Origin of the sequence: Aestuariivirga litoralis, from assembly GCF_003234965.1 — a bacterium.
Taxonomy (GTDB): Bacteria; Pseudomonadota; Alphaproteobacteria; order Rhizobiales; family Aestuariivirgaceae; genus Aestuariivirga; species Aestuariivirga litoralis.
The window spans coordinates 208,234-227,691 of sequence record NZ_QKVK01000002.1; the positions used below are offsets into that span (position 1 = coordinate 208,234).

General features: G+C 67.0%; 19 protein-coding genes. 8 read left to right on the top strand and 11 right to left on the bottom strand.

Annotation, left to right across the window (positions count from 1 at the left end):
- The first annotated feature begins 7 nt into the window (after positions 1 to 7).
- The 3 genes from DK847_RS04940 to DK847_RS04950 are packed head-to-tail and all read left to right on the top strand — an operon-like array spanning position 8 to position 2,369.
- Positions 8 to 460: an ATP-dependent zinc protease family protein gene (locus DK847_RS04940; RefSeq protein ID WP_111196527.1), complete on the top strand. Its 453-nt coding sequence runs from the start codon at positions 8 to 10 to the stop codon at positions 458 to 460.
- Entirely contained in the window at positions 457 to 1,362 is a 906-nt protein-coding gene (gene rimK, locus DK847_RS04945; RefSeq protein WP_111196528.1) for a 30S ribosomal protein S6--L-glutamate ligase, read from the top strand. Before DK847_RS04940 ends, rimK begins: the two co-directional genes overlap by 4 nt.
- Positions 1,359 to 2,369 (top strand): succinylglutamate desuccinylase/aspartoacylase family protein, encoded by a 1,011-nt coding sequence (locus tag DK847_RS04950; protein ID WP_111196529.1) that lies wholly within the window; start codon positions 1,359 to 1,361, stop codon positions 2,367 to 2,369. Before rimK ends, DK847_RS04950 begins: the two co-directional genes overlap by 4 nt.
- Positions 2,370 to 2,494: 125 nt before the next feature.
- Here DK847_RS04950 and DK847_RS04955 read toward each other — a convergent pair whose 3' ends face one another.
- Entirely contained in the window at positions 2,495 to 3,961 is a 1,467-nt protein-coding gene (locus DK847_RS04955) for a helicase HerA-like domain-containing protein (protein ID WP_111197256.1), read from the bottom strand.
- A gap of 66 nt (positions 3,962 to 4,027) precedes the next feature.
- Between DK847_RS04955 and DK847_RS04960 the strand changes: the two genes are divergently transcribed.
- From DK847_RS04960 to scpA, 3 genes are all read left to right on the top strand, one after another.
- Complete coding sequence (locus DK847_RS04960; protein WP_111196530.1) at positions 4,028 to 4,441, top strand: DUF2780 domain-containing protein; 414 nt, start codon at positions 4,028 to 4,030, stop codon at positions 4,439 to 4,441.
- 84 nt (positions 4,442 to 4,525) lie between these two features.
- Positions 4,526 to 5,722, top strand: coding sequence for a methylmalonyl-CoA mutase family protein (locus tag DK847_RS04965; protein WP_111196531.1), 1,197 nt, complete (start codon positions 4,526 to 4,528; stop codon positions 5,720 to 5,722).
- Positions 5,722 to 7,872, top strand: coding sequence for a methylmalonyl-CoA mutase (gene scpA / locus DK847_RS04970; RefSeq protein ID WP_111196532.1), 2,151 nt, complete (start codon positions 5,722 to 5,724; stop codon positions 7,870 to 7,872). The genes DK847_RS04965 and scpA overlap by 1 nt, the downstream gene beginning before the upstream one ends.
- Positions 7,873 to 7,986: 114 nt before the next feature.
- On the opposite strand, the gene DK847_RS04975 is transcribed toward scpA, so the two are convergent.
- The 4 genes from DK847_RS04975 to DK847_RS04990 form a co-directional block, all read right to left on the bottom strand.
- Positions 7,987 to 8,175 carry a CTP synthetase gene (locus tag DK847_RS04975; protein WP_111196533.1) on the bottom strand — a complete coding sequence of 63 codons (189 nt, stop codon included), beginning with the start codon at positions 8,173 to 8,175 and terminating at the stop codon, positions 7,987 to 7,989.
- 88 nt (positions 8,176 to 8,263) lie between these two features.
- Positions 8,264 to 9,211: an endonuclease/exonuclease/phosphatase family protein gene (locus tag DK847_RS04980; RefSeq protein ID WP_111196534.1), complete on the bottom strand. Its 948-nt coding sequence runs from the start codon at positions 9,209 to 9,211 to the stop codon at positions 8,264 to 8,266.
- Positions 9,212 to 9,263: 52 nt separating this feature from the next.
- Positions 9,264 to 10,241, bottom strand: coding sequence for an asparaginase (locus DK847_RS04985; RefSeq protein WP_111196535.1), 978 nt, complete (start codon positions 10,239 to 10,241; stop codon positions 9,264 to 9,266).
- Positions 10,238 to 11,461 carry an MFS transporter gene (locus DK847_RS04990; protein WP_111196536.1) on the bottom strand — a complete coding sequence of 408 codons (1,224 nt, stop codon included), beginning with the start codon at positions 11,459 to 11,461 and terminating at the stop codon, positions 10,238 to 10,240. Before DK847_RS04990 ends, DK847_RS04985 begins: the two co-directional genes overlap by 4 nt.
- Before the next feature lie 126 nt (positions 11,462 to 11,587).
- Between DK847_RS04990 and DK847_RS04995 the strand changes: the two genes are divergently transcribed.
- Positions 11,588 to 12,325 carry a type 1 glutamine amidotransferase gene (locus tag DK847_RS04995; RefSeq protein WP_146256050.1) on the top strand — a complete coding sequence of 246 codons (738 nt, stop codon included), beginning with the start codon at positions 11,588 to 11,590 and terminating at the stop codon, positions 12,323 to 12,325.
- Between the two features lie 221 nt (positions 12,326 to 12,546).
- Positions 12,547 to 12,849 (top strand): hypothetical protein, encoded by a 303-nt coding sequence (locus DK847_RS05000; RefSeq protein WP_146256051.1) that lies wholly within the window; start codon positions 12,547 to 12,549, stop codon positions 12,847 to 12,849.
- Here DK847_RS05000 and DK847_RS05005 read toward each other — a convergent pair.
- The 6 genes from DK847_RS05005 to DK847_RS05030 form a co-directional block, all read right to left on the bottom strand.
- Positions 12,846 to 13,706: a helix-turn-helix domain-containing protein gene (locus tag DK847_RS05005; protein ID WP_111196539.1), complete on the bottom strand. Its 861-nt coding sequence runs from the start codon at positions 13,704 to 13,706 to the stop codon at positions 12,846 to 12,848. The genes DK847_RS05000 and DK847_RS05005 overlap by 4 nt on opposite strands.
- 152 nt (positions 13,707 to 13,858) lie before the next feature.
- Positions 13,859 to 14,464, bottom strand: coding sequence for an amino acid synthesis family protein (locus DK847_RS05010; protein ID WP_111196540.1), 606 nt, complete (start codon positions 14,462 to 14,464; stop codon positions 13,859 to 13,861).
- Positions 14,461 to 15,045, bottom strand: a complete 585-nt coding sequence (locus DK847_RS05015) for an amino acid synthesis family protein (RefSeq protein ID WP_111196541.1) — start codon at positions 15,043 to 15,045, stop codon at positions 14,461 to 14,463. Before DK847_RS05015 ends, DK847_RS05010 begins: the two co-directional genes overlap by 4 nt.
- Entirely contained in the window at positions 14,990 to 15,877 is an 888-nt protein-coding gene (locus DK847_RS05020) for a UPF0280 family protein (protein ID WP_111196542.1), read from the bottom strand. Before DK847_RS05020 ends, DK847_RS05015 begins: the two co-directional genes overlap by 56 nt.
- Positions 15,874 to 18,603: a molybdopterin-dependent oxidoreductase gene (locus tag DK847_RS05025; protein ID WP_111196543.1), complete on the bottom strand. Its 2,730-nt coding sequence runs from the start codon at positions 18,601 to 18,603 to the stop codon at positions 15,874 to 15,876. The genes DK847_RS05020 and DK847_RS05025 overlap by 4 nt, the downstream gene beginning before the upstream one ends.
- Positions 18,600 to 19,430, bottom strand: coding sequence for an FAD binding domain-containing protein (locus DK847_RS05030; RefSeq protein WP_111196544.1), 831 nt, complete (start codon positions 19,428 to 19,430; stop codon positions 18,600 to 18,602). The genes DK847_RS05025 and DK847_RS05030 overlap by 4 nt, the downstream gene beginning before the upstream one ends.
- Between the last annotated feature and the right edge of the window lie 28 nt (positions 19,431 to 19,458).

Below are 19,458 nucleotides of genomic sequence, written 5' to 3' on the forward strand. Positions count from 1 at the left end.
TGGGGCCATGCAGACGGCGCGGCCAAAGCACGACAGGGACGACCAGCCGATGATCATCGGCTGGCGCGAGAAGGTGAGCCTGCCCCGGCTGGGGGTGGGCACCTTTTCGGCCAAGATCGACACGGGCGCCTATTCCGCGGCACTCCACGCCACCGACATCGAGCGCGACGATTTCCACGTGAAGTTCGTGCTGCCACTGCCCAGGCGCAAGCACCACTGCCGCCTGCCGCTCAAGGGCATGCGTCGCGTCAAGAGTTCCAACGGCCAGATCGAGACCCGCGCCGTGGTCGAGACCGACGTGAAGATCGGCAAGATCACGCTCAGGATCGACGTGACGCTGACCGACCGCACCGACATGGGCGTCGCCATGCTGCTGGGCCGCAGCAGTCTCGGCCACGACTTTCTCGTCCATCCGACCAAGACCAACATCCTCTCGCCCAAGAAACGCAAGACGCCATGAAGATTGCGCTGCTGACCCGCAACCCGAAGCTCTATTCGCACCAGCGCCTGATCGAGACGGCAGCGAAGCGCGGGCACCAGATGGTGCCGATCGACTATCTCAAATGCTACATGAACATCACGTCGAAAAAGCCGGAGCTGCGCTACCTCGGCGAAAAGCTGGAAGGCTTCGACGCGGTGATCCCGCGCATCGGCGCCTCCCACACCTTCTACGGCATGGCGGTGCTGCGCCAGTTCGAGATGATGGGCGTCTATCCGGTCAACGAATCGGTGGCGATCGGCCGCTCGCGCGACAAGCTGCGCTCGCTGCAGTTGCTGGCGCGCGACGGCGTGGGGCTTCCCGTCACCGCCTTCGCGCATGACTCGAAGCGCACCGATGACCTGCTCGACATCGTCGGCGGCGCGCCCGTCGTCATCAAGCTGCTGGAAGGCACGCAGGGAATCGGCGTGGTGCTGAGCGAAACGCACAAGTCGGCGAAATCCGTCGTCGAGGCCTTCCACGGCGCCAATGTCGCCATCCTCGTGCAGGAATTCATCAAGGAGGCGGAAGGGAGCGACATCCGCGCCTTCGTGGTCGGTCGGTCGCTCGTTGCCGCGATGGAGCGCAAGGGGGCCAAGGGTGACTTCCGCTCCAACCTGCACCGCGGCGGCACGGCCAGCATGATCGAACTGACGCCGCTGGAGAAGGCCACCGCGCTGAAGGCCGCGCGCTCCATGGGCCTCAACGTGGCGGGCGTCGACATGCTGCGCTCATCGCACGGGCCCACGGTGATCGAAGTCAACTCCTCGCCCGGCCTCGAGGGCATCGAGAAGGCGACGGGCGTCGACGTGGCCCAGAACATCATCCGCTTCGTCGAGCGCCACGCCAAGCCCGGCCGCACGCGCACGCGGGGCAAGGGATGAAGCTGTTCTCGATCGGCGAGGTGGGCGTGCAGCCGGGCCGCCGCATCACCGTGGACCTGCCCGTCAGCACGCTTTCCAACCACACCCATGTGACGCTTCCCGTGCATGTGGTGCATGGCGAGGAAAAGGGCCCGGTGATGTTCCTCTCGGGCGCCATCCATGGCGACGAGATCCAGGGCGTCGAAATCATCCGCCGCATCCTCACGCACCCTGCCCTTCAGACGCTGCGCGGCACGCTGCTGGCGGTGCCCATCGTCAACAGCTTCGGCTTCCTCAACCACACGCGCTACATGCCGGACCGGCGCGACCTGAACCGCTCCTTCCCCGGCTCCGACCGCGGCTCGCTCGCAAGCCTCGTGGCCGACATCTTCTTCCGCGAGGTGGTGCTGAGAAGCCAGTATGGCGTCGACTTCCACACCGCAGCGCTGCACCGAACGAACCTGCCGCAGGTGCGGCTTGCACCGGATGAGCCGGAACTTCTCAAGATGGCGCAGGCCTTCGCGCCGCCGGTGATCCTCGTCTCCAAGCTGCGCGAGCGTTCCTTGCGGCTCTCGGCCGGTGAGGCGGGCGTCAAGGTTCTGCTCTACGAGGGCGGCGAGGCGCTGCGCTTCGACGAGGTGGCGATCGACGCCGCCGTGCGCGGCACGCTGCGCGTGATGGCGCATCTCGGCATGGTGGAGCCGACATCGCGTCCGGTGGGACAGACGGTGTTCTCGGATGCCAGCTCATGGGTGCGGGCACCCGAAAGCGGCATCCTGCACACCACGCGCCGCATCGGCGACCGCGTGGGCAAGGGGGAGGTGGTGGGGGTGGTGGCCGACCCGCTGGGCCAGGCGTCCCTGCCGCTGTTTGCCGAGTTCGACGGCATCATCGTGGGCCGCACCAACCTGCCGCTCGTCAACCGCGGCGACGCGGTGTTCCACATCGCGCGGGCAACGCCGCTCGCCACCATTCGTCAGCACCCGGATGACGCCGTGGCGCTGGCGGATGAAGACGAGATCATTTGAAGGGACGTGCTTCCTTTCCACTCATCATGCGCGGGCCTGTCCCGCGCATCCTTTGTTGCGGCGACCAAAAAGATGGCCGGGACAAGCCCGGCCATGATGAGTGCTTGTGATGGAGAGAACCCTCCTCACCACTTCTTCAACCCGCCCAGGATCCCGCGGATCAGCATGTTGCCGATCTGCCTTCCGGCGGTGCTCGCCATGTTCTTGACGAAGCGGTCGGTCGCCGTTTCGCGGGTCGGTGTGCGGGCCTGGGCCCTGGCCTGCTGGTCCGCTTCCTTCTGGGCCTTGGCCTGCTCGGCCGCCGCACCACGCTCCTCGGCGCGCTTCATCAGGATCTCGTAGGCCGACTCGCGGTCCTCGGCTTCCTCGTAATTGCCATAGACCGGCGAGTTCCTGATGATCTTCTGGCGCTCCTCCGGCGTGATGGGCCCCATGCGCGAGGATGGCGGGCGGACCATGGTGCGTTCCACCATGGTGGGCACGCCCTTGAGGTCAAGCACCGAGACAAGCGCCTCGCCCTTGCCCAACTGGGTGATCGCCTCCTCCGTCTTGAAGGCGGGATTGGGGCGGAAGGTGGAGGCTGCGGTGGCCACCGCCTTCTGTTCGCGCGGGGTATAGGCACGCAACGCGTGCTGCACGCGGTTGCCCATCTGGGCGAGCACGCTTTCCGGCACGTCGAGCGGGTTCTGCGTCACGAAATAGATGCCGATGCCCTTGGAGCGGATGAGCTTCACCGTCTGCTCGATCTTCTGCACGAGGCCGGGAGGCGCCTCGGAGAACAGCAGATGCGCCTCGTCGAAGAAGAAGACGAGCTTCGGCTTCTCGGGATCGCCCACCTCGGGCATGCGCTCGAAGAGTTCCGACATCATCCACAGGAGGAAGGTGGCATAGAGCTGCGGCGAGTTGATGAGCTTGTCGGCGGCGAGCACGTTCATGTAGCCCTTGCCGGCGGGCGTGGTGCGCATGAAGTCATGGATGTCGAGGGCAGGCTCGCCGAAGAAATTGTTGCCGCCCTGCTCCTCCAGCACCACGAGGCGGCGCTGGATGGCGCCGATGGTGGGCGCTGCGAGGTTGCCGTATTCGGTGGTGAGTTCCTTGCCACGGTCGCCCAGCTCTTTCAGCAGTGCCCGCAGGTCCTTCAAATCGAGCAGCGCCAGGCCCTCCTTGTCGGCGAGCTTGAAGGCGATGTTGAGCGCTCCCTCCTGCGCATCCGTCAGCCCCATCAGGCGCGACAGCATCAGCGGGCCCATGTCGGAGATCGTGGTGCGGATCGGGTGGCCCTGCTGGCCGAAGAGATCCCAGAAGATGGTCGGGATCGACTCGAAGCCATAATCGTCGAAACCCATGGACTTGGCACGTTCGACGAGGGCCTCCTTGGGTTCGCCCTCCATCGAGATGCCGGAGAGATCGCCCTTCACGTCGGCCGCGAAGACGGGAACGCCCGCGTCGCAGAAGCCTTCCGCCAGGATCTGCAGCGTCACCGTCTTGCCGGTGCCGGTGGCGCCGGTGACGAGGCCGTGGCGGTTGGCCATGGCGAGGAACAAATCCTCGCGCTTGGTGCTTTGGCCGATGAACACGGTCTGGTCGGACATGCGCTGTGAATCCCTGATCATTCGCTTTCGACAACCCTTTCTTGCTATAAGCAGCCACAATTCGCAATGAGGCAGGATTCGAGAATGCAGGAACTGATCGACCGCATCGTGACGGCCAGCGGCCTCTCGCCCGAGAAGGCGGAAAAGGGGCTCGGCATCATGCTGAACCTGATCCAGACGCAGGGGAACCAGAACAAGGTGCAGGAGCTCTTCGACAAGCTGCCCGGTGCCGCAGAACTGGCGCGCGCGCAGGGCGGCGACGGGGCGGGCAAGGGCGGCGGCGGCCTGCTCGGCATGCTGGCCGGGGGCATGATGGGCGGCCCCCTGGCGGCCATCTCGAAACTCAGCGCGGCGGGCCTGTCCATGGACCAGATCAAGGCGCTGGGCACCACGACGCTGGATTATGCCAAGGAGAAGGCTGGTGCCCCTCTCGTCAAGGAGGTGGCGGGCTCCATTCCGGGACTTTCCGGCTACGTCTGATGGCAGCCGATTAGACCAAGGGCGGTTTGCGGCGGCACCCTGTCTTCGCTAGTGTTTTCGCAGTTGCAAAAGACTGGGTTTGCCATGGGTGATCTAAAGCTGGCCGCCGACTTCCCGGCGGTGAACCGGGCCGAGTGGATGAAGCGCGTCGAGGCGGTGCTGAAGGGCGCCGGCTTCGAGGAGAAGCTGGTCCGCACATCTCCCGACGGGATCCGGCTGGAGCCGATCTATGGCCAGCTCGCCGCCCCCCGCGCCGCACGCGCGGCCCAGGTGCCGTGGACGCTGTTCCAGCGCGCCGACCACCCTGATGCGGTGCGCGCCAATGAGCAGGCGCTCGACGACCTCGCCAATGGCGCCACCGGCCTCGTGCTGGTGACGCAGGATGCAGCCACCGCGCGCGGCCACGGCCTCGACCCGGCACGGCTTGCCCGCGTGCTGCAGGGCGTGCACCTTCATGCGGTGGCGCTGCGCGTCGAAGGCTCTGGCTCGATGGCGCTGGCCGAACTCATCGCCAAGGAACCCATCGATCCGGAGCGGCTCAACGTCTCCTTCGCGCTCACCTCGCCCGCCGATGCGGCGGAGCTCGCGCGGCGCGGCTACACCGGCCCCTACATGGAGGCCGATGGCCGCAGCTGGCACGAGCAGGGTGCGACGGACGCGCAGGAGCTGGGTGCGACGCTCGCCACCGCCGTGGCCACGCTGCGCGCGCTGGAGAACCTCAACGACGCACATCTTGTCCGCTCCACCGGCATCACGCTGGCGGCGAACCAGGACATGTTCGCGACGCTGGCCAAGTTCCGGGCGATCCGCCTCCTCTGGCGGCGCGTGCTGCAGGCGGCGGGGCTGCCGGATGCGCCGCTCCGGCTCCACGCCGAAACCTCCTGGCGCATGATGGCGGTGAAGGATCCGCACACCAACATCCTGCGCGCCACGGCAGCGGTGTTCGGCGCTGGCCTTGGTGGCGCCGATTCGATCACGGTGCTTCCCTTCTCGCTGGCGCAGGGGTTGCCGAATGCCTTCGCCCGCCGCGTCGCGCGCAATGTGCAGAACGTGCTGGCGGAGGAGTCGAACCTCTGGCGCGTCGCCGACCCCGCACTCGGTGCGGGCTATATCGAGACCTATACGCAAGGCCTAGCGCAAGCCGCGTGGAAGGTGTTCCAGGCGGCGGAGGCCGGTGACTGGCCGGTGCCCGATCCGGACTCGAAGGCGAGCCTGCCGATCATCGGCACGACCGCCTATCCCTTGAAGCAAGAATATGCCCCCGAAACGGAGGCCCTGTGATGAGCCGCATTCCGAACTTCTCGACCATCGCGCTCGAGACCTCCTCCGTCGACGGCTGCGCCGCGCAGGACTGGCTGACGCCCGAAGGCCTTCATGTGAAGTGTGCCTACGGCCCCGAGGACATGGCGGGCATCGACTTCCTGAACACGTGGCCGGGCGCCCTGCCCTATCTGCGCGGCCCCTATCCGACCATGTACACGACCCAGCCCTGGACGATCCGGCAATATGCCGGCTTCTCCACGGCGGAAGATTCCAACGCCTTCTACCGCCGCAACCTGGCGGCGGGGCAGATGGGCCTCTCCATCGCCTTCGACCTCGCCACGCATCGCGGTTACGATTCGGACCATCCGCGCGTCGCGGGTGACGTGGGCATGGCCGGTGTGGCGATCGACTCGATCTACGACATGCGCACCCTGTTCGACGGCATCCCGCTCGACCAGATGACGGTCTCGATGACCATGAACGGTGCCGTGCTGCCGGTGATGGCGCTGTACATCGTGGCGGGCGAGGAACAGGGCGTTCCGCCGGAAAAGCTCGCGGGCACCATCCAGAACGACATCCTCAAGGAGTTCATGGTCCGCAACACCTTCATCTATCCGCCCGCGGCATCGATGAAGATCGTCTCCGACATCTTCCGCTACACCTCCGAGCGGATGCCGAAGTTCAACTCGATCTCGATCTCCGGCTATCACATGCAGGAAGCGGGCGCGACGGCGGACCTCGAACTCGCCTATACGCTGGCCGATGGCCTCGAATATGCCAAGGCCGGTGTCGAGGCCGGCATGCCCATCGACAAGTTCGCGCCGCGGCTTTCGTTCTTCTGGGCCATCGGCATGAACTTCTTCATGGAAGTGGCCAAGATGCGTGCCGCGCGCATGATCTGGGCCAAGCTCATCAAGCGCTTCGACCCCAAGGACGAGCGCTCGCTCAGCTTGCGCACGCACTGCCAGACGTCCGGCTGGTCGCTCGCCGCGCAGGACGTGTTCAACAACGTGACGCGCACCTGCATCGAGGCGATGGCGGCCACGCAAGGAGGAACACAGTCGCTCCACACCAACTCACTCGACGAGGCACTCGCACTTCCCACCGACTTTTCGGCCCGCATCGCCCGCAATACGCAGCTGTTCCTCCAGCAGGAAGCGGGCACGTGCAAGGTGATCGACCCGTGGGGCGGCTCCTACTTCGTCGAGAAGCTGACCAAGGACCTCGCCGAGAAGGCCTGGAAGCACATCGAGGAAATCGAGGCGATGGGCGGCATGGCCAAGGCCATCGAGGCCGGCATCCCGAAATCACGCATCGAGGAAGCTGCCGCGCGGACGCAGGCCCGCATCGACTCGGGCGAGCAGGCGGTGATCGGCGTCAACAAGTACCAGGTCGCGGGCGACGCCAAGATCGACATCCTGAAGGTCGACAATTCGGCCGTGCGCGCGCGCCAGATCGAGAAGCTGCAGAAGCTCCGCGCCGAGCGCAACGAGGCGGAGACGCAAGGCGCGCTGGCGAAGCTCACCGAGGTGGCGAAGACCGGCCAGGGCAACCTGCTCGCCGCCGCTGTCGACGCGGCACGCGCCAAGGCGACGGTGGGTGAAATCTCGCTGGCGCTGGAGAAGGTGTTCAACCGACACACCCCGGCGATCCGCGCGGTGAAGGGTGTTTATGCCGCAACCCCGCGCGACAAGCACAAGATCGAACAGGCCAGGCATGCCGTTGCGGCGTTCAGGGAATCGGATGGCCGCGCGCCGAAGATCCTCGTCGCCAAGGTCGGCCAGGATGGCCATGACCGCGGCCAGAAGGTGATCGCCTCGGCCTTCACCGACATGGGCTTCGACGTGGTGATCGGCCCGCTCTTCGCAACGCCGGAAGAAGTGGCGAAACAGGCGGTGGCGGAGAAGGCCCATGCCGTGGGCGTTTCGACGCTCACCGCGGGGCACCTGACGCTGGTGCCTCTGCTGAAGGCCGCACTCGACAAGGCGGGGCGCTCCGACATCATGATCGTGGTGGGCGGCGTCATCCCGCCGGAGGACGTGCAGACGCTCATCGACATGGGGGCAGCCGCCGTCTTCCCGCCGGGCACGGTGATCCCCGACGCCGCACTCGCACTGCTCGAAAGGCTGAACCAGAAGCTGGGCTACGCGCAGCGCGCGGCGGAGTAGCTTCTGAAACTTGTCTCGACTCTTCATCATGCCCGGGCTTGTCCCGGGCATCTGCTTTGCGGCCGTCAAAAAAGGTCGCCGGAACAGGCCCGATGTTGAATCTGCAAGATATGGTCAGCCGTGAATCGCATTGCGGATCGACTTGCTCACCAACCAGGCGACCGGCAGCGCAATCACGAATCCGGCCAGCGTGCCGCCGATCAGCATGCGGTTGTCGACGCCCATGGTCAGCAGCGCCACCATGATCGAACCGGCAATCGTTGGGGCCGCCAGAACATAGGTCAGCAGCGGAAGCCATTTCATGTCCCACACTCCTTCGGGTTGTTTTTCGAAGAATCGGACAGGCGGCAGTCGCAGGCCTTGACCTATCTCAAGCTGCGGCAACGTGTGGTCAGAACTTCACCTTCGCCATCGTCGCGCGGTGGTCGCTGGGCCAGGGGGTGACCACGATGTCGGCTTCGGGCGCCTTCTCGCCGACGATGCCGGCGGAGAGCACCTCGAGGTCCTTCGCGCGGGCCAGCGCGAAGTCGATGCGGTCGTGGTGGTCGTCCTTGGCAGTGGGCTCGCTGGTGGGCGTCCAGGTCATGCCGGGCTTGGCACCCGCATCCGGGTAGACGGCGCGGAAGGTGTCGACGAAGCCCTTGTCCTCGATCGCCTTCACCGTCGGGAAGGGCACCACCATCGGCTGGTTGCCGGCCTTGACGGCGGCCTCCGTCCAGTCGCGGTGAGAAGGCTCGTTGAAGTCGCCGAAGACGAAGGCCGCATCCGCCTCGCCCGCCGCCGCCATGTCGTCGAACAGCAGCTTGAGGGCGGGGCCGCGCGTCGCTTCGGCAGCCTTCACCGCCTCCTCCGCCGTCTTGAGGAAGGGGAAGTCGCCGTATTCGATGCCGAGCAGCTGGTAGGGCTGGTAGGGCGAGTCATCGAGGTGGATGTTGAACACCTGCACCTTGCGGCCATCGACCATGATCTCGACGCCCGTGTCGTTGGGTGTCGCCTTGCCGATCGGATAGCGGCTGAGGATGGCGTTGGCCCACAGCGCGTCGTTCTGCTTCGCCTGGTCATAGTAGTGATAGCCCAGCGCCGCGGCGAGCTTGGGCGCCACACTGTCGCCCACCGGCGGGCAGACGTCGGCGGTGCAGGGATCGCTTTCGAGCCGGGTTTCCTGGATGCCGATGATGTCGGGGTTCACCGCCTTGATGACGGCTACCGTCTCGTCCACCGGCTTCTTCTCGTTGGCGCCACCGCCCCAGACGTTGAAGCTCATGATGGTGAGGTCGGTCGCCTGGGCGGCACCGGTCCCGGCGGCGAGCAGAAGGGCGGCAAGCAGCGGCAGTTTCATGATGGTCCCCCACGGTTTCACGCAACCTTGGGAGGACTATGTGACGGGCCGGTTACAGCCGCAAGCCCCGCACCTCGCCCACCTCGATCCTGCGCCAGTTGGCGAGGTCGTGGTGGCGGAAGCGTTCGAGCGCCGCCTTTTCCTCCGGCGTCCACACGTCGAGGCCTGCCAGCACCGCGGCGATGCCGACCTCGGCGGCGCGTGCGGCACCGTCATCGACCTTGAGGGCGATGCCGAGCCCGGCATGCGGGATCGCCGCGCAATAGACGCCCTCGGCCCCCGTCTTGATGAAGAGGCGCGGCACGGCTTCCATGATCAGCGTGTCGAAGTCGCCGGTGCCCGCCACCATGAAGGGATGCGCCCGCACCGCCTCGATGATGCGGCGCGCGGCCTTGTTCTGGGGGTCCGAGAAGCGCGCGAAGGCCAAAGCCAGGTTCTTCAGCGGAATGGCCCAGGTTGGTACCGAGCAGCCATCGACGCCGACCGGCTGCTGCGAAAGGTCGATGTCGCAGAGTTCGCCAATGCGCTTCGCGATCGCCTGCTGCACCGGGTGGTCGAGACCCACATAGCCATGGGGATCGGCGCCCAGCTGGCGGGCCAGGGCCAGCATGCCGGCATGCTTGCCGGAGCAGTTGTTGTGGACAGCGGCGCAGGGCTCGCCATGGCGGACGAGAGCGAAGCGCGCCTCCTCGAAATAGGGCCAGTGCGCGCCGCATTCATAGAGGCTCTCGGCATTGCCGCCCTTGGCCAGCATGGAGCGTGCCACGCGCACATGCTCCGGCTCGCCATTGTGGGACGAGCAGCACAGCGCGATCTCCTCATCCGTGAAGCCGAAGTGATCGGCCGCACCGCTCTCGATCACGGGCAGGCACTGGAAGGCCTTGATCGCCGAGCGCGGGTAGACCGCGGCGGCGATGCCGCCTTCGGCCGCCACCACGTGGCCCGCGCGGTCGACCACGGCATAGGCGCCGCGGTGGCGGCTTTCCACGATGTCACCCCGGGTGACTTCGGCGATCACGGGATTGATCATGCACTTCTCTCCTTGTGCGGCGAGGCCGCGAGGTACCAGCCATAGGCCACGAATTGCGCCAGCAGGAAAACGCCGATGGCCCAGCTGTAGCCTTGCGCGCTGTAGCCCGTCGCCGAGGCCGGGAAAAGCCCGATGATGAAGCCTACCAGATATTGCGATACGAAGGCGCAGACGAAGAGCGTGAAATTGATGGCGGCATTGGCACGGCCTGCAACGTCGCGCCCGAGATGCGCCTCGAACCAGGGATAGGCCAGCACCGCCACCTGCCCCAGCGCGCCGACGACCAGCCAGGCCGGAAGGGCGAGAGAGGTGATGCGCAGCACGATGATGATCTGCGCGGCAAAATAGAACAGGTTCGCCCCCAGCATCACCTGCATGGGCGAGATGCCGCGCCGCCCCAGCCTGTCGGCGACGACGCCCACCGACAGGATGCCGACCATGAAGGCGACGGCAAGATAGAGCAGGTGGCGTGCCACCTCCTCCCGCGAATGTCCCATCACGTCGCGAAACCAAGGGCCGGTCCACAAGGTGGAGATGCCGATCTGCACGCCGGAGGTGAGCCCCAGCAGCGGTGCGAGCCGCCAGAACACCGGCGTCTTGAGGATGGCCAGCATCTGGCCGAACTGGCGGCGGAGCGGCGATGGCTCGACGAAGGTATCCGCCCGCGGGGCCGCGGCAAAGACGAGGACGGCCGAAACGAGGATGACGCCGGCGAAGACGGCGAAGGCGCCGCGCCAGCCGATCAGCCCCACGAGATATTCCGTCGGTTCACTCGCCACCACCATGCCCAGCGCACCGACCGACATGACGGCCGTATTGGCCAGCGAGCGCCGTTCCACCGGCACCCACATGGCGGTGGATTTGTAGCTGGCCATCAACCCGGCCGAGAAGCCGAGGCCCACGACCGCACGGGCAATGAAGAGCACGAGGAAATTGGGCGCGAAGGCAAAGCCCAGGCAGCCAGCCGCCGCCACGGTGAGAAGCGCGGCCTGCACCTTGCGCGGCCCGTAGCGGTCGAGCAGCACGCCCAGTGGCAGCTGGAACAGCGCGAAGGCCCCGAGATAGGCGGCAGTGAGAAGGCCCAGCTGGGCGGGGGTGAGCCCCAGGTCCTTCACCAGGTCGGGCGCCACCACGGCGTTCACCGCGCGCAGCAGGTAGGACATGAAGTAGCCGATGGCGAAGGGCAGCAGTGCGGAGAGGATCAGGCGAAGGCGTGTCATGGGCGCAACACCATCGTCGCAATTCCCCGTTAAGGCAACCGTGGGAAAGAAAGCCCTTGTGAATCGCGCAGGATTGCTTATGTGCGCGCCTTCACACCCTCACCGCCCTTCCGAAGGATTTTGCCCGTGATCCGTCGCGCCCTTGCCTTCCAGCACATGGATGACGAACCGCCCGGCCTGTTCGGCCGCTTCCTCGCCGAACAGGGCGTGGAGCTCGACGTGGTGATGCTGCACAGGGGTGAGGCGATTCCGTCGCTCGCCCCTTATGACTTTCTGCTGGTCATGGGCGGCGCCATGGATGTGTGGGAGACGGATGCCCACCCCTGGCTGACGCCCGAGATTGCCGCCATCCGCGAATGGACGCTGAACCGTAACCGCCCCTACATGGGCGTGTGCCTGGGCCTGCAGCTGCTCGCCGTCGCGCTGGGCGGCGAGGTGGGGCTGGCGCGCGCGGCCGAAGTCGGCTTCGGCAAGGTGGAGCTCAATGCGCTGGGCCATGCCCATCCGCTCACCCGCGGGCTGCCATCCGCCTTCCGCATCATGCAGTGGCACCATGCCGAGGTGACCAAGCTTCCAGAGGGTGCGGAGGTGCTCGCCTCCTCCGCCGTGAGCCCGGTCCAGATCATGTCGGTCGGGCGCGAGATCATGGCGACCCAGTTCCATGGCGAGCTGACCCCGGCGCTGATCGACCGCTGGGCGCAGATCCCGCAATATCTCGAGTGGCTGGACCAGGCCATGGGCCCCGGCGCCTATGGCCGTGTCAGGGCACAGGCGCGGCTGCAGCTGCCGAAATGCGAGCGCGTGAGCCGCACCATGTTCGGGAACCTGGTGGCCAGCCGACGCCTCGTTCGCGCCGCCGCGTGAGGCTTCACAAGACGTAAGATCTAACTGGCCCGGGCCCGGGCCAGGACGCCCTGCACTCAAGGCGTTCGCCTTCGCAGCTTTGCGCAAGGCCAACTTCCCGCACCCTTCGCCAAGCTGAGAAATTTACACCTAAAGTTGACCTCCTTACGGTTGCACTTACCGGAGGTCAACGGGATGGGAGCCCCGCACTGCCTCTGAGAAAACTGGGGAAGAAACATAAAATGAGTAACGTGAGTTCAAAAACAAAAACAGAAAAGGACGTTGTGGACGCTGCGGCGACACGCACGCGCCTGGAGTTGATGATGAACAGGGCTTTCGACCCTGAATCGCTGGGTTCGCACCGTCTGCATCCGGCAGAGACGGCGCGCTTCATCGCCGAGCAAACACGCAAGCTGCGGCTGGCGGCGCTGCGTTCAGGCCATTCCGCCCTCGTCTGGATGATCGAGAGTGTTTATTACGAAGCCTATACCGTGGGTTGCGGCAAATATGGGCTGGAGCCGGAAGGACCCCGGCGCCGCGCCTAGACCGAGAGGCGCCGCACGCGCAGCGCCTCGGGAAGATCGGAACCTCCGGACAATGGCTCCGCCCGGAGGTTCCTTTCATTGAAGGAACTCATCCAGTTGGGGCCCGCGGCCGCCGCCGCGCCCATCATGCGGACCACCACGGGATCAGCTGCCGGATCATCGAGGCGCATGACGCCCATTCCCGCAAGCGCCGCACGCCCCGTGCAACCGTCGCCGAGGAACTGCATGACGCCCGACAGGGCGACCGGGCCATCCGGACGGCGCGTGAGCACGATGGCAGAGAGATAATCCGGGCCGGCCGCAGGGCGCAGATCGACGCGGATGATGCCGTGAAGGGGCTGCGCCAGCAGGGCGGTCCCGATCAGGAAGGCCTCGTCGGGCGCATAGCGCACAGGCCCGCGATAGCGGATGTGATTGGCTGCAAAGCCCAAGGCGGACGCATCCTCAAAGTGGTTGCGGCAGGTATGGAACTGGCCGCCTCCGGTGCCGGGGGTGACGTGCACCAGCCAGCAGGCAACCACGCCCGGCGCCCGGTGAACCGGGAAGACGGCGCGGTAAAAACCATTGCGCAGCACTTGATGCGGCGGGTCGGCCGGCGGAGTGGCCGGCGGAGAATCGAAATCGATTTCTGATGGGGCGGAAAGCTGTTTTTCTGCAAGGGTTTTGCCGGAAAGAAGCTGCTCCTCGGTCACACCGAGATAGGCGCAGATCTTGCGCATGGTGCGGGCGCCGGGAAGGATCTGGCCGGCGAGATACTTGTTGAACTGCTGACGGTTGATGCCTGTGGCCTTGCAAAGCTGCGCGATGGTGCCTTTCCGAGCACAGTGGTGCCGCAATGCGCTTGCAAAATCATTCATCACGGACCTGCTACCCAGATAGGCCGAAATCGTTTTACAAAAATACGTTAATCGATTCCCGTAGAGGTTACAATATGTATCCTCTAGAGTTACAATCGGTACGTTAACGATTTCAGGCTGGTTCAGCCGCAGATTGAAGTAATTTGCAGCCCTCAGCGAAGTCCGTCTTCTCCTTTTATTTCAGAGACTTGCAGGCCACCAACGCGGGGCAGCGGGCGGCCGCCGGTGGTGACGGCGACCGCAACCACGATCTCGTTTGCACGCGGAGCGTCAGTGACGCGGACCTCCATTCCGTCGAAATGGCTCCTGACGAAGGCGGCGTCCTTGTGGCCGAGCGGAATGTCCAGCACCACCCCCATGCCGCCGCGCTTCTTGGAGGACGGGATCAGGGCGGCGCCCCTGCCCAGCACCTTGCGGAACGGCGCGCCGAGCTTGGGGTGGAGGATGGCGGCTGCATGTTCGAGCTCGCCGTTCTCGCCCACCGCAGCGGCCTTGCCGTAGCTTTCGACATGGATTTCGTTGCCATTCGGTGTGCCGCCGATGCTGCCCAGTGCGGCAACCGCACGCTCCGCCAGGAGTTGCCCAAGCTCCTCGCCGATGTCGATCAGCTCGGTGAGGTCCTCCTGGTAGCGGCCGGCGAAGGGGTTGGCGATGACGGCAATGGCAGCCGCCCGGCGGATGGGGGGTGTGACCTGCCGGTCCTGCTCGGTGAGCACTTCGTCCACCACGGTCATGATCTTGCGGATCTTCGCCTTCATCGCAGTCCATCCTCTCCCCTGATCTCGGCCGCCGCCAGCCCGCCCGCCCGGGCATGGACGCGCGGGCCTGTTGTCATGACCAGGCCCAGCACCAGCTCGTTGGCGCGCGGGGCATCGGTGATGCCAGCCTCGACCGAGTCGAAATGGCTCCTCACATAGGAGGCGTTGATGTGGGTGACCGGAATGTCGAGCCTCGTGCCGGGGCCGCCGACCTTCTTGGCGGAGGGTACGATGGCCTTGGCGCCACCCAGCACCTCGCGCATGGAATAGCCGCCGGGGGCGTGCCACAGGGCGGCATGTTCCAACTCGCCCGCCTCGCCGGTGATGGAGCCCTTGCCATATCCCTCGATCGATTTCGGGTCGCCGCCCAGCGCGGCGAGCAGGCGGCGGGCCATCTCGAGGCCCAGCGGCTTCAGGTCTTCCATGAAGGGCAGTATGTCGGTGTGGTACTGCCCGGCATAGGGGTTCTCGACCACGGCGAGGATCAGCCCGCGCTTCGGGGGCACCGCGGCGGGCGGACCGCCCTCATGGAAGATCTCCTCGACCGAGACGAGGAACTTCCTCACTTTCACTTGACCCATCGATCCTCCCAAGCGTGCGGGTCTCCCCCGCGAGATGCAGCGCCGCGGCGATGATGCGCCCCTCGGCCAGCAATGTTCCGGCGAAGGCTACACCAGCCGCGAGGGCGGCGGCAATTTCATCGCGCGTGAGGGGCCCCACGGCACGGGTGACGAGGCGCGAGCCAAGGTCGCTGTCGGGCTGGAGCGCGACGGCGGGCACGCGGGTGACGGCGGGGTGGGCGGTGAGGTCCACCGCATTGGCGACGAGGGTTGCCGCGGCATCGGCCTCGGAGGGCCGGGCCGCCAGCACGGTGACGGCATCGGCGATGCCGAGCGAGAAGGAGCGCCCGCGCCAGCCGCTGGTGGCGATGCCGCGCACCGGGCCGGCGGCGGCAATGCGGGCGGTGGAAAACAGCGATGGCCGGTCGGGCCGGTCCACCAGCCCCACCTCGAAGGACTGGCCCGCGGCAAGATGGAGCGCGATGTCGCCGCCGTTGTTGACGAAGGCGCGGGTGATCGGGGCCGCCCCGCACATGGCGGCCAGCACTTCCTCCGCCACGCTGCCGGCCACGGCGGCCATGGGGGTGATGAAGGCGTGAGGCGCCAGCGCCAGTGTGGCACGCCACATGCGCCGGGCAACCGGGCCTGAGGGCTCCGGCCCCGCCGGCTGGCGCAGCAAGGGCAACTCGGCACAAAGCTCGTCCAGCACGGTGGCAAAGCGGGCATGGGCGGCGGCATAGGCCAGCCCGACGCTCTCCGCCTCGCCGTCGGCACCGATGATGAGGTCGATGGGGCCGTCACTGAGGTGCAGCCTGCGGCCATCCGGCAGCATGCGCGCCTGCAGGCGGGTCATGCGATGCGCGCCTTCAGCGCCGCGAGCACGCGGTCTGGCGTGGCCGGAACCTGCATGAGGCGCGCACCCGTGGCATGGTGGATGGCGTTGAGGATGGCCGGGGCGGTGGGGATCAGCGCCTGCTCGCCGATGCCCTTGGCGCCGAAGGGGCCAGCGGACGAGGCGCGCTCGACGAGGATCGATTCGATGGGCGGCACGTCGCCGATCGTCGGGATCAGGTAGTCATGCAGGTTCTCACCACGGCCCGGGGTGAATTCCTCCATCAGCGCCATGCCGATGCCCTGCGCCACGCCGCCTTCGATCTGGCCCTCGACCAGGATCGGGTTGATGGCGCGGCCCACGTCATGCGCGGCGACAATGCGCAGCACGCGGACGCGGCCCAGCCGCGTGTCGACCTCGACCTCGGCCAGATGGGCGCCATAGCCATAGACGGCATAGGGTTTGCCCTGGCCATGGCCATCGAGCGGCGACGTCGGCGGATCGAATGTTTCCTCCGTACACTGAACATAGCCATGGGCATCGCGCGGCAGGGCAGCGAGATCGACGCTGCGGACCACCGTGTCCTCACGCACCACGAGCCTGCCATGCTCGAGCGACAGCATGGCCCCCTCGCCCGCATTGGCCAGCCGCAGCAGCCTGTGGCGCAGCGCGCGGCCCGCCCGCTCGGCTGCCGTGCCGGTGACGAAGGTCTGGCGCGAGGCGGAGGTCTTGCCGCAATCGGGCGTGAGGTCCGTATCCGGCGAGACGAGATCGATGAGGGCGAGCGGCAGGCCCACGGCATCGGCCGCGATCTGGGCGATCACCGTGTTGGCGCCCTGCCCGATGTCGACCGCGCCCTGGTGCAGCGACAGGCGGCCATCGGGCTTCAACCCGAGGCGGATGGTTGAGGGGTTGGGCAGCGAGGTGTTGCCGCAGCCATAGAACATGCCGGCGACGCCGACGCCGCGCTTCACGCGCTTGGCCGTGCGGTTGAAATCCTCCGCCGCGCGGCGCAGCGCCTGCCAGTGCGGCTTCAGCGCCTCGAAGCAATCACGGATGCCAACGCCATCGCCCATCACCTGGCCCGTCACCGTGGGCGCCGTGTCGGTCAAGGCATTGCGGATGCGGAAGTCGAGCGCGTCGAGGCCGAGCCTTTCGGCCAGCATGTCCAGCATCTGCTCCTGCGCCACCACGGTCTGCGGCACGCCGAAGCCGCGGAAGGCGCCGGAGGGCACGCAATGGGTGAGCACGGCGCGGGTGTTGGCGCGGTAGTTGGGCACGACATAGGGGCCCGAGGCATGCACCGGCACGCGGTTCGCCACCGTGGGACCCCAGGAGGAATAGGCCCCGGTGTTGAAGTCGCCCTCGAAATCCATGGCCAGCAACTGGCCGTCGCGCGTCGCTGCCATTTTCGAGCGCATGATGGCGGGGTGGCGCTTGGTGGTGGATTGCAGCGATTCCGGCCGCGTGTAGACCATGGCGGCGGGCCGCCCGGTGAGCCAGGCAGCAAGCGCCACATAGGGCTGCACCGAGAGATCGAGCTTGGAGCCGAAGCCGCCGCCGCAGGCGGAGGGAATGATGCGGATCGCCTCCGGCGCGAGGCCCATGATGGCGGCGGTATCGTCGCGGTCCATGTAGGGTGCCTGGGTGGAGGCGGTGATCTCGATCCTGTCACCCACGCGCCGCGCCCAGCCGGCCTCCGGCTCGATATAGGCATGTTCCACGAAGGCGGTTACGAACGTGCCTTCGACGGTGACGGCACCGCCGTTCAGGGCGGCCTGCACATCGCCCGTCTCGACATGGCCGCGCACGAGGATGTTGCCGGGGCGCCTGGCCTGCAGCTGCGGGGCTGCCGGATCGAGCGCGGCGGCGATGGTGAGCACCGGTTCGCGCTCCTCCCACATCACGGGGAAGGTTGCGAGGTCGAGCGCCGCGATGACGCTGCGCTCGCCCACCAAGGCCGCGACGGCCTCGCCGCGGAAATGCGCTTCATCCTCGGCGAAGACCGGCTGGTCGGCAAAGGGCGGAATGACGCCGAAGATGTTGCGGCCGGGAATGTCCTTCGCGGTCAGCACACGGATGACCCCCGGATGGGCCGCGATGAAGCCGTCAATGTCGCCGAAGCGGAAGCCGGCACGGTGGTGCGGCGAACGGATGGCCCGCACCCAGAGTGCATCCGGCGGAATGGCATCGGCGCCATAGGCCTCGGTGCCGGCGATCTTGGGAACGCCATCGAGCCTCGCGATGCGGGCGCCCACGGCGTGGCCCTGTTCCGGCCGCGGCGTGGTGTCGATGCGCCCCAGGGCTGCGTCTTCCACCGCGTCGATGATCTTGGCATAGCCGGTGCAGCGGCAGAGCACGCCACCCAGTGCATCGGCGATCTCGTGCCGCGTGGGCTGTGCCGCACGCTCCAGCAGCGCCAGTGCCGCCACCAACATGCCGGGCGTGCAGATGCCGCACTGCGCGGCCCCGCGGGCAAGGAAGGCCTGCTGCAGCAGGCGGCCGCGCGGCGAGGCTTTCAGGCCCTCCACCGTGGTGATGCGTGCAGCCTCGGCCTGGGCCGCCGGCACGAGGCAGGCGCAGGCGGGCTCGCCGTCGATGAGCACGGTGCAGGCGCCGCAGTCGCCCGCGTCACAGCCGCTCTTGGTGCCCTTGTGGTTCAGGTGATCGCGCAGCACGTCGCTGAGGCGCGTGGCGGGTGCGGCCTCGCAATGGACGGGAGTGCCATTCAGCTCGAATGAGATCATGCTGCCCCCGCCGCCATGTCCAGTGCCTCGCCGATGGCGGAGAGGGCGGCCTCCAGCCGGTAGGCCGCCGTGGCGCGCACGTCATCGATGGGGGACAGGCCAAGGAGATGGCGCGGCGCCACGAGGGCCGACGGCGTGCCGGCAAGGCCGCGCAGGTCGGCCTCGAGCTCCGGCAGCCTCTGCGCCACGGGCGATGCGGCGCCGACGGCCACGGCGGCACGCAGGATGCGGCCCCCGGCATCCTTTTCCACCACCGCCGCCGCCATGAGGATGGAGATCACCAGGTAGCGCCGCGCGCCGAGCTTGACGAAACCCGCTCGCGCCGCGGGCGAAGGCTTCGGCACCAGCACGGCGGTGACGATCTCGCCCGGCGCCAGCGCGGTGCGGCGATAGCCGGTGATGAAGGCGGAAAGCGGCAGCACCCGCCTGCCGCCTTGTGCTGCAAGTTCGACCCGCGCATCGAGGCTCAGCAGCGGCGGCACGCCATCGGCGGCGGGCGAGGCGTTGCACAGATTTCCGGCAATGGTGCCGCGGTTCTGGATCTGCACCGATCCGACCTCGCGCGCCGCGGCCTTCAGGCCGTCGAAAGCCGCTGGCAAGGGGGCGCGCAGGATATCCGACCAGGTGGTGGCCGCGCCGAAGCGGAACACATCACCCGCATCGCCGATTCCGCGCAGGCCCTCGATGCGTGACAGGTCCACCAGCGGGCGGGACAGCGGCCTTCCCACATGGGCGGGATAGACATCGGTGCCGCCGCAGACCGCCAATGCCCCTTCGGCGGCCATGGCGCGCGTTGCTTCCTCGATCGTCCTCGGCCGGGCATACACGCCTGCGTTTCCTTGCTTGATCCTTGGG

Excerpts from the sequence above, each read along its gene's own strand:
- DK847_RS05020 (WP_111196542.1), bottom strand. The coding sequence starts at position 15,877 with ATGACCCGCCTGCAGGCGCGCATGCTGCCGGATGGCCGCAGGCTGCAC.
- rimK (WP_111196528.1), top strand. The coding sequence starts at position 457 with ATGAAGATTGCGCTGCTGACCCGCAACCCGAAGCTCTATTCGCACCAG.
- DK847_RS05025 (WP_111196543.1), bottom strand. The coding sequence starts at position 18,603 with ATGATCTCATTCGAGCTGAATGGCACTCCCGTCCATTGCGAGGCCGCA.
- DK847_RS04940 (WP_111196527.1), top strand. The coding sequence starts at position 8 with ATGCAGACGGCGCGGCCAAAGCACGACAGGGACGACCAGCCGATGATC.
- DK847_RS05005 (WP_111196539.1), bottom strand. The coding sequence starts at position 13,706 with ATGAATGATTTTGCAAGCGCATTGCGGCACCACTGTGCTCGGAAAGGC.
- DK847_RS04960 (WP_111196530.1), top strand. The coding sequence starts at position 4,028 with ATGAGGCAGGATTCGAGAATGCAGGAACTGATCGACCGCATCGTGACG.
- DK847_RS04990 (WP_111196536.1), bottom strand. The coding sequence starts at position 11,461 with ATGACACGCCTTCGCCTGATCCTCTCCGCACTGCTGCCCTTCGCCATC.
- DK847_RS04980 (WP_111196534.1), bottom strand. The coding sequence starts at position 9,211 with ATGAAACTGCCGCTGCTTGCCGCCCTTCTGCTCGCCGCCGGGACCGGT.
- DK847_RS05015 (WP_111196541.1), bottom strand. The coding sequence starts at position 15,045 with ATGGGTCAAGTGAAAGTGAGGAAGTTCCTCGTCTCGGTCGAGGAGATC.
- DK847_RS04965 (WP_111196531.1), top strand. The coding sequence starts at position 4,526 with ATGGGTGATCTAAAGCTGGCCGCCGACTTCCCGGCGGTGAACCGGGCC.
- DK847_RS04955 (WP_111197256.1), bottom strand. The coding sequence starts at position 3,961 with ATGTCCGACCAGACCGTGTTCATCGGCCAAAGCACCAAGCGCGAGGAT.
- DK847_RS04985 (WP_111196535.1), bottom strand. The coding sequence starts at position 10,241 with ATGATCAATCCCGTGATCGCCGAAGTCACCCGGGGTGACATCGTGGAA.
- DK847_RS05010 (WP_111196540.1), bottom strand. The coding sequence starts at position 14,464 with ATGAAGGCGAAGATCCGCAAGATCATGACCGTGGTGGACGAAGTGCTC.
- scpA (WP_111196532.1), top strand. The coding sequence starts at position 5,722 with ATGAGCCGCATTCCGAACTTCTCGACCATCGCGCTCGAGACCTCCTCC.
- DK847_RS05000 (WP_146256051.1), top strand. The coding sequence starts at position 12,547 with ATGAGTAACGTGAGTTCAAAAACAAAAACAGAAAAGGACGTTGTGGAC.
- DK847_RS04950 (WP_111196529.1), top strand. The coding sequence starts at position 1,359 with ATGAAGCTGTTCTCGATCGGCGAGGTGGGCGTGCAGCCGGGCCGCCGC.
- DK847_RS04975 (WP_111196533.1), bottom strand. The coding sequence starts at position 8,175 with ATGAAATGGCTTCCGCTGCTGACCTATGTTCTGGCGGCCCCAACGATT.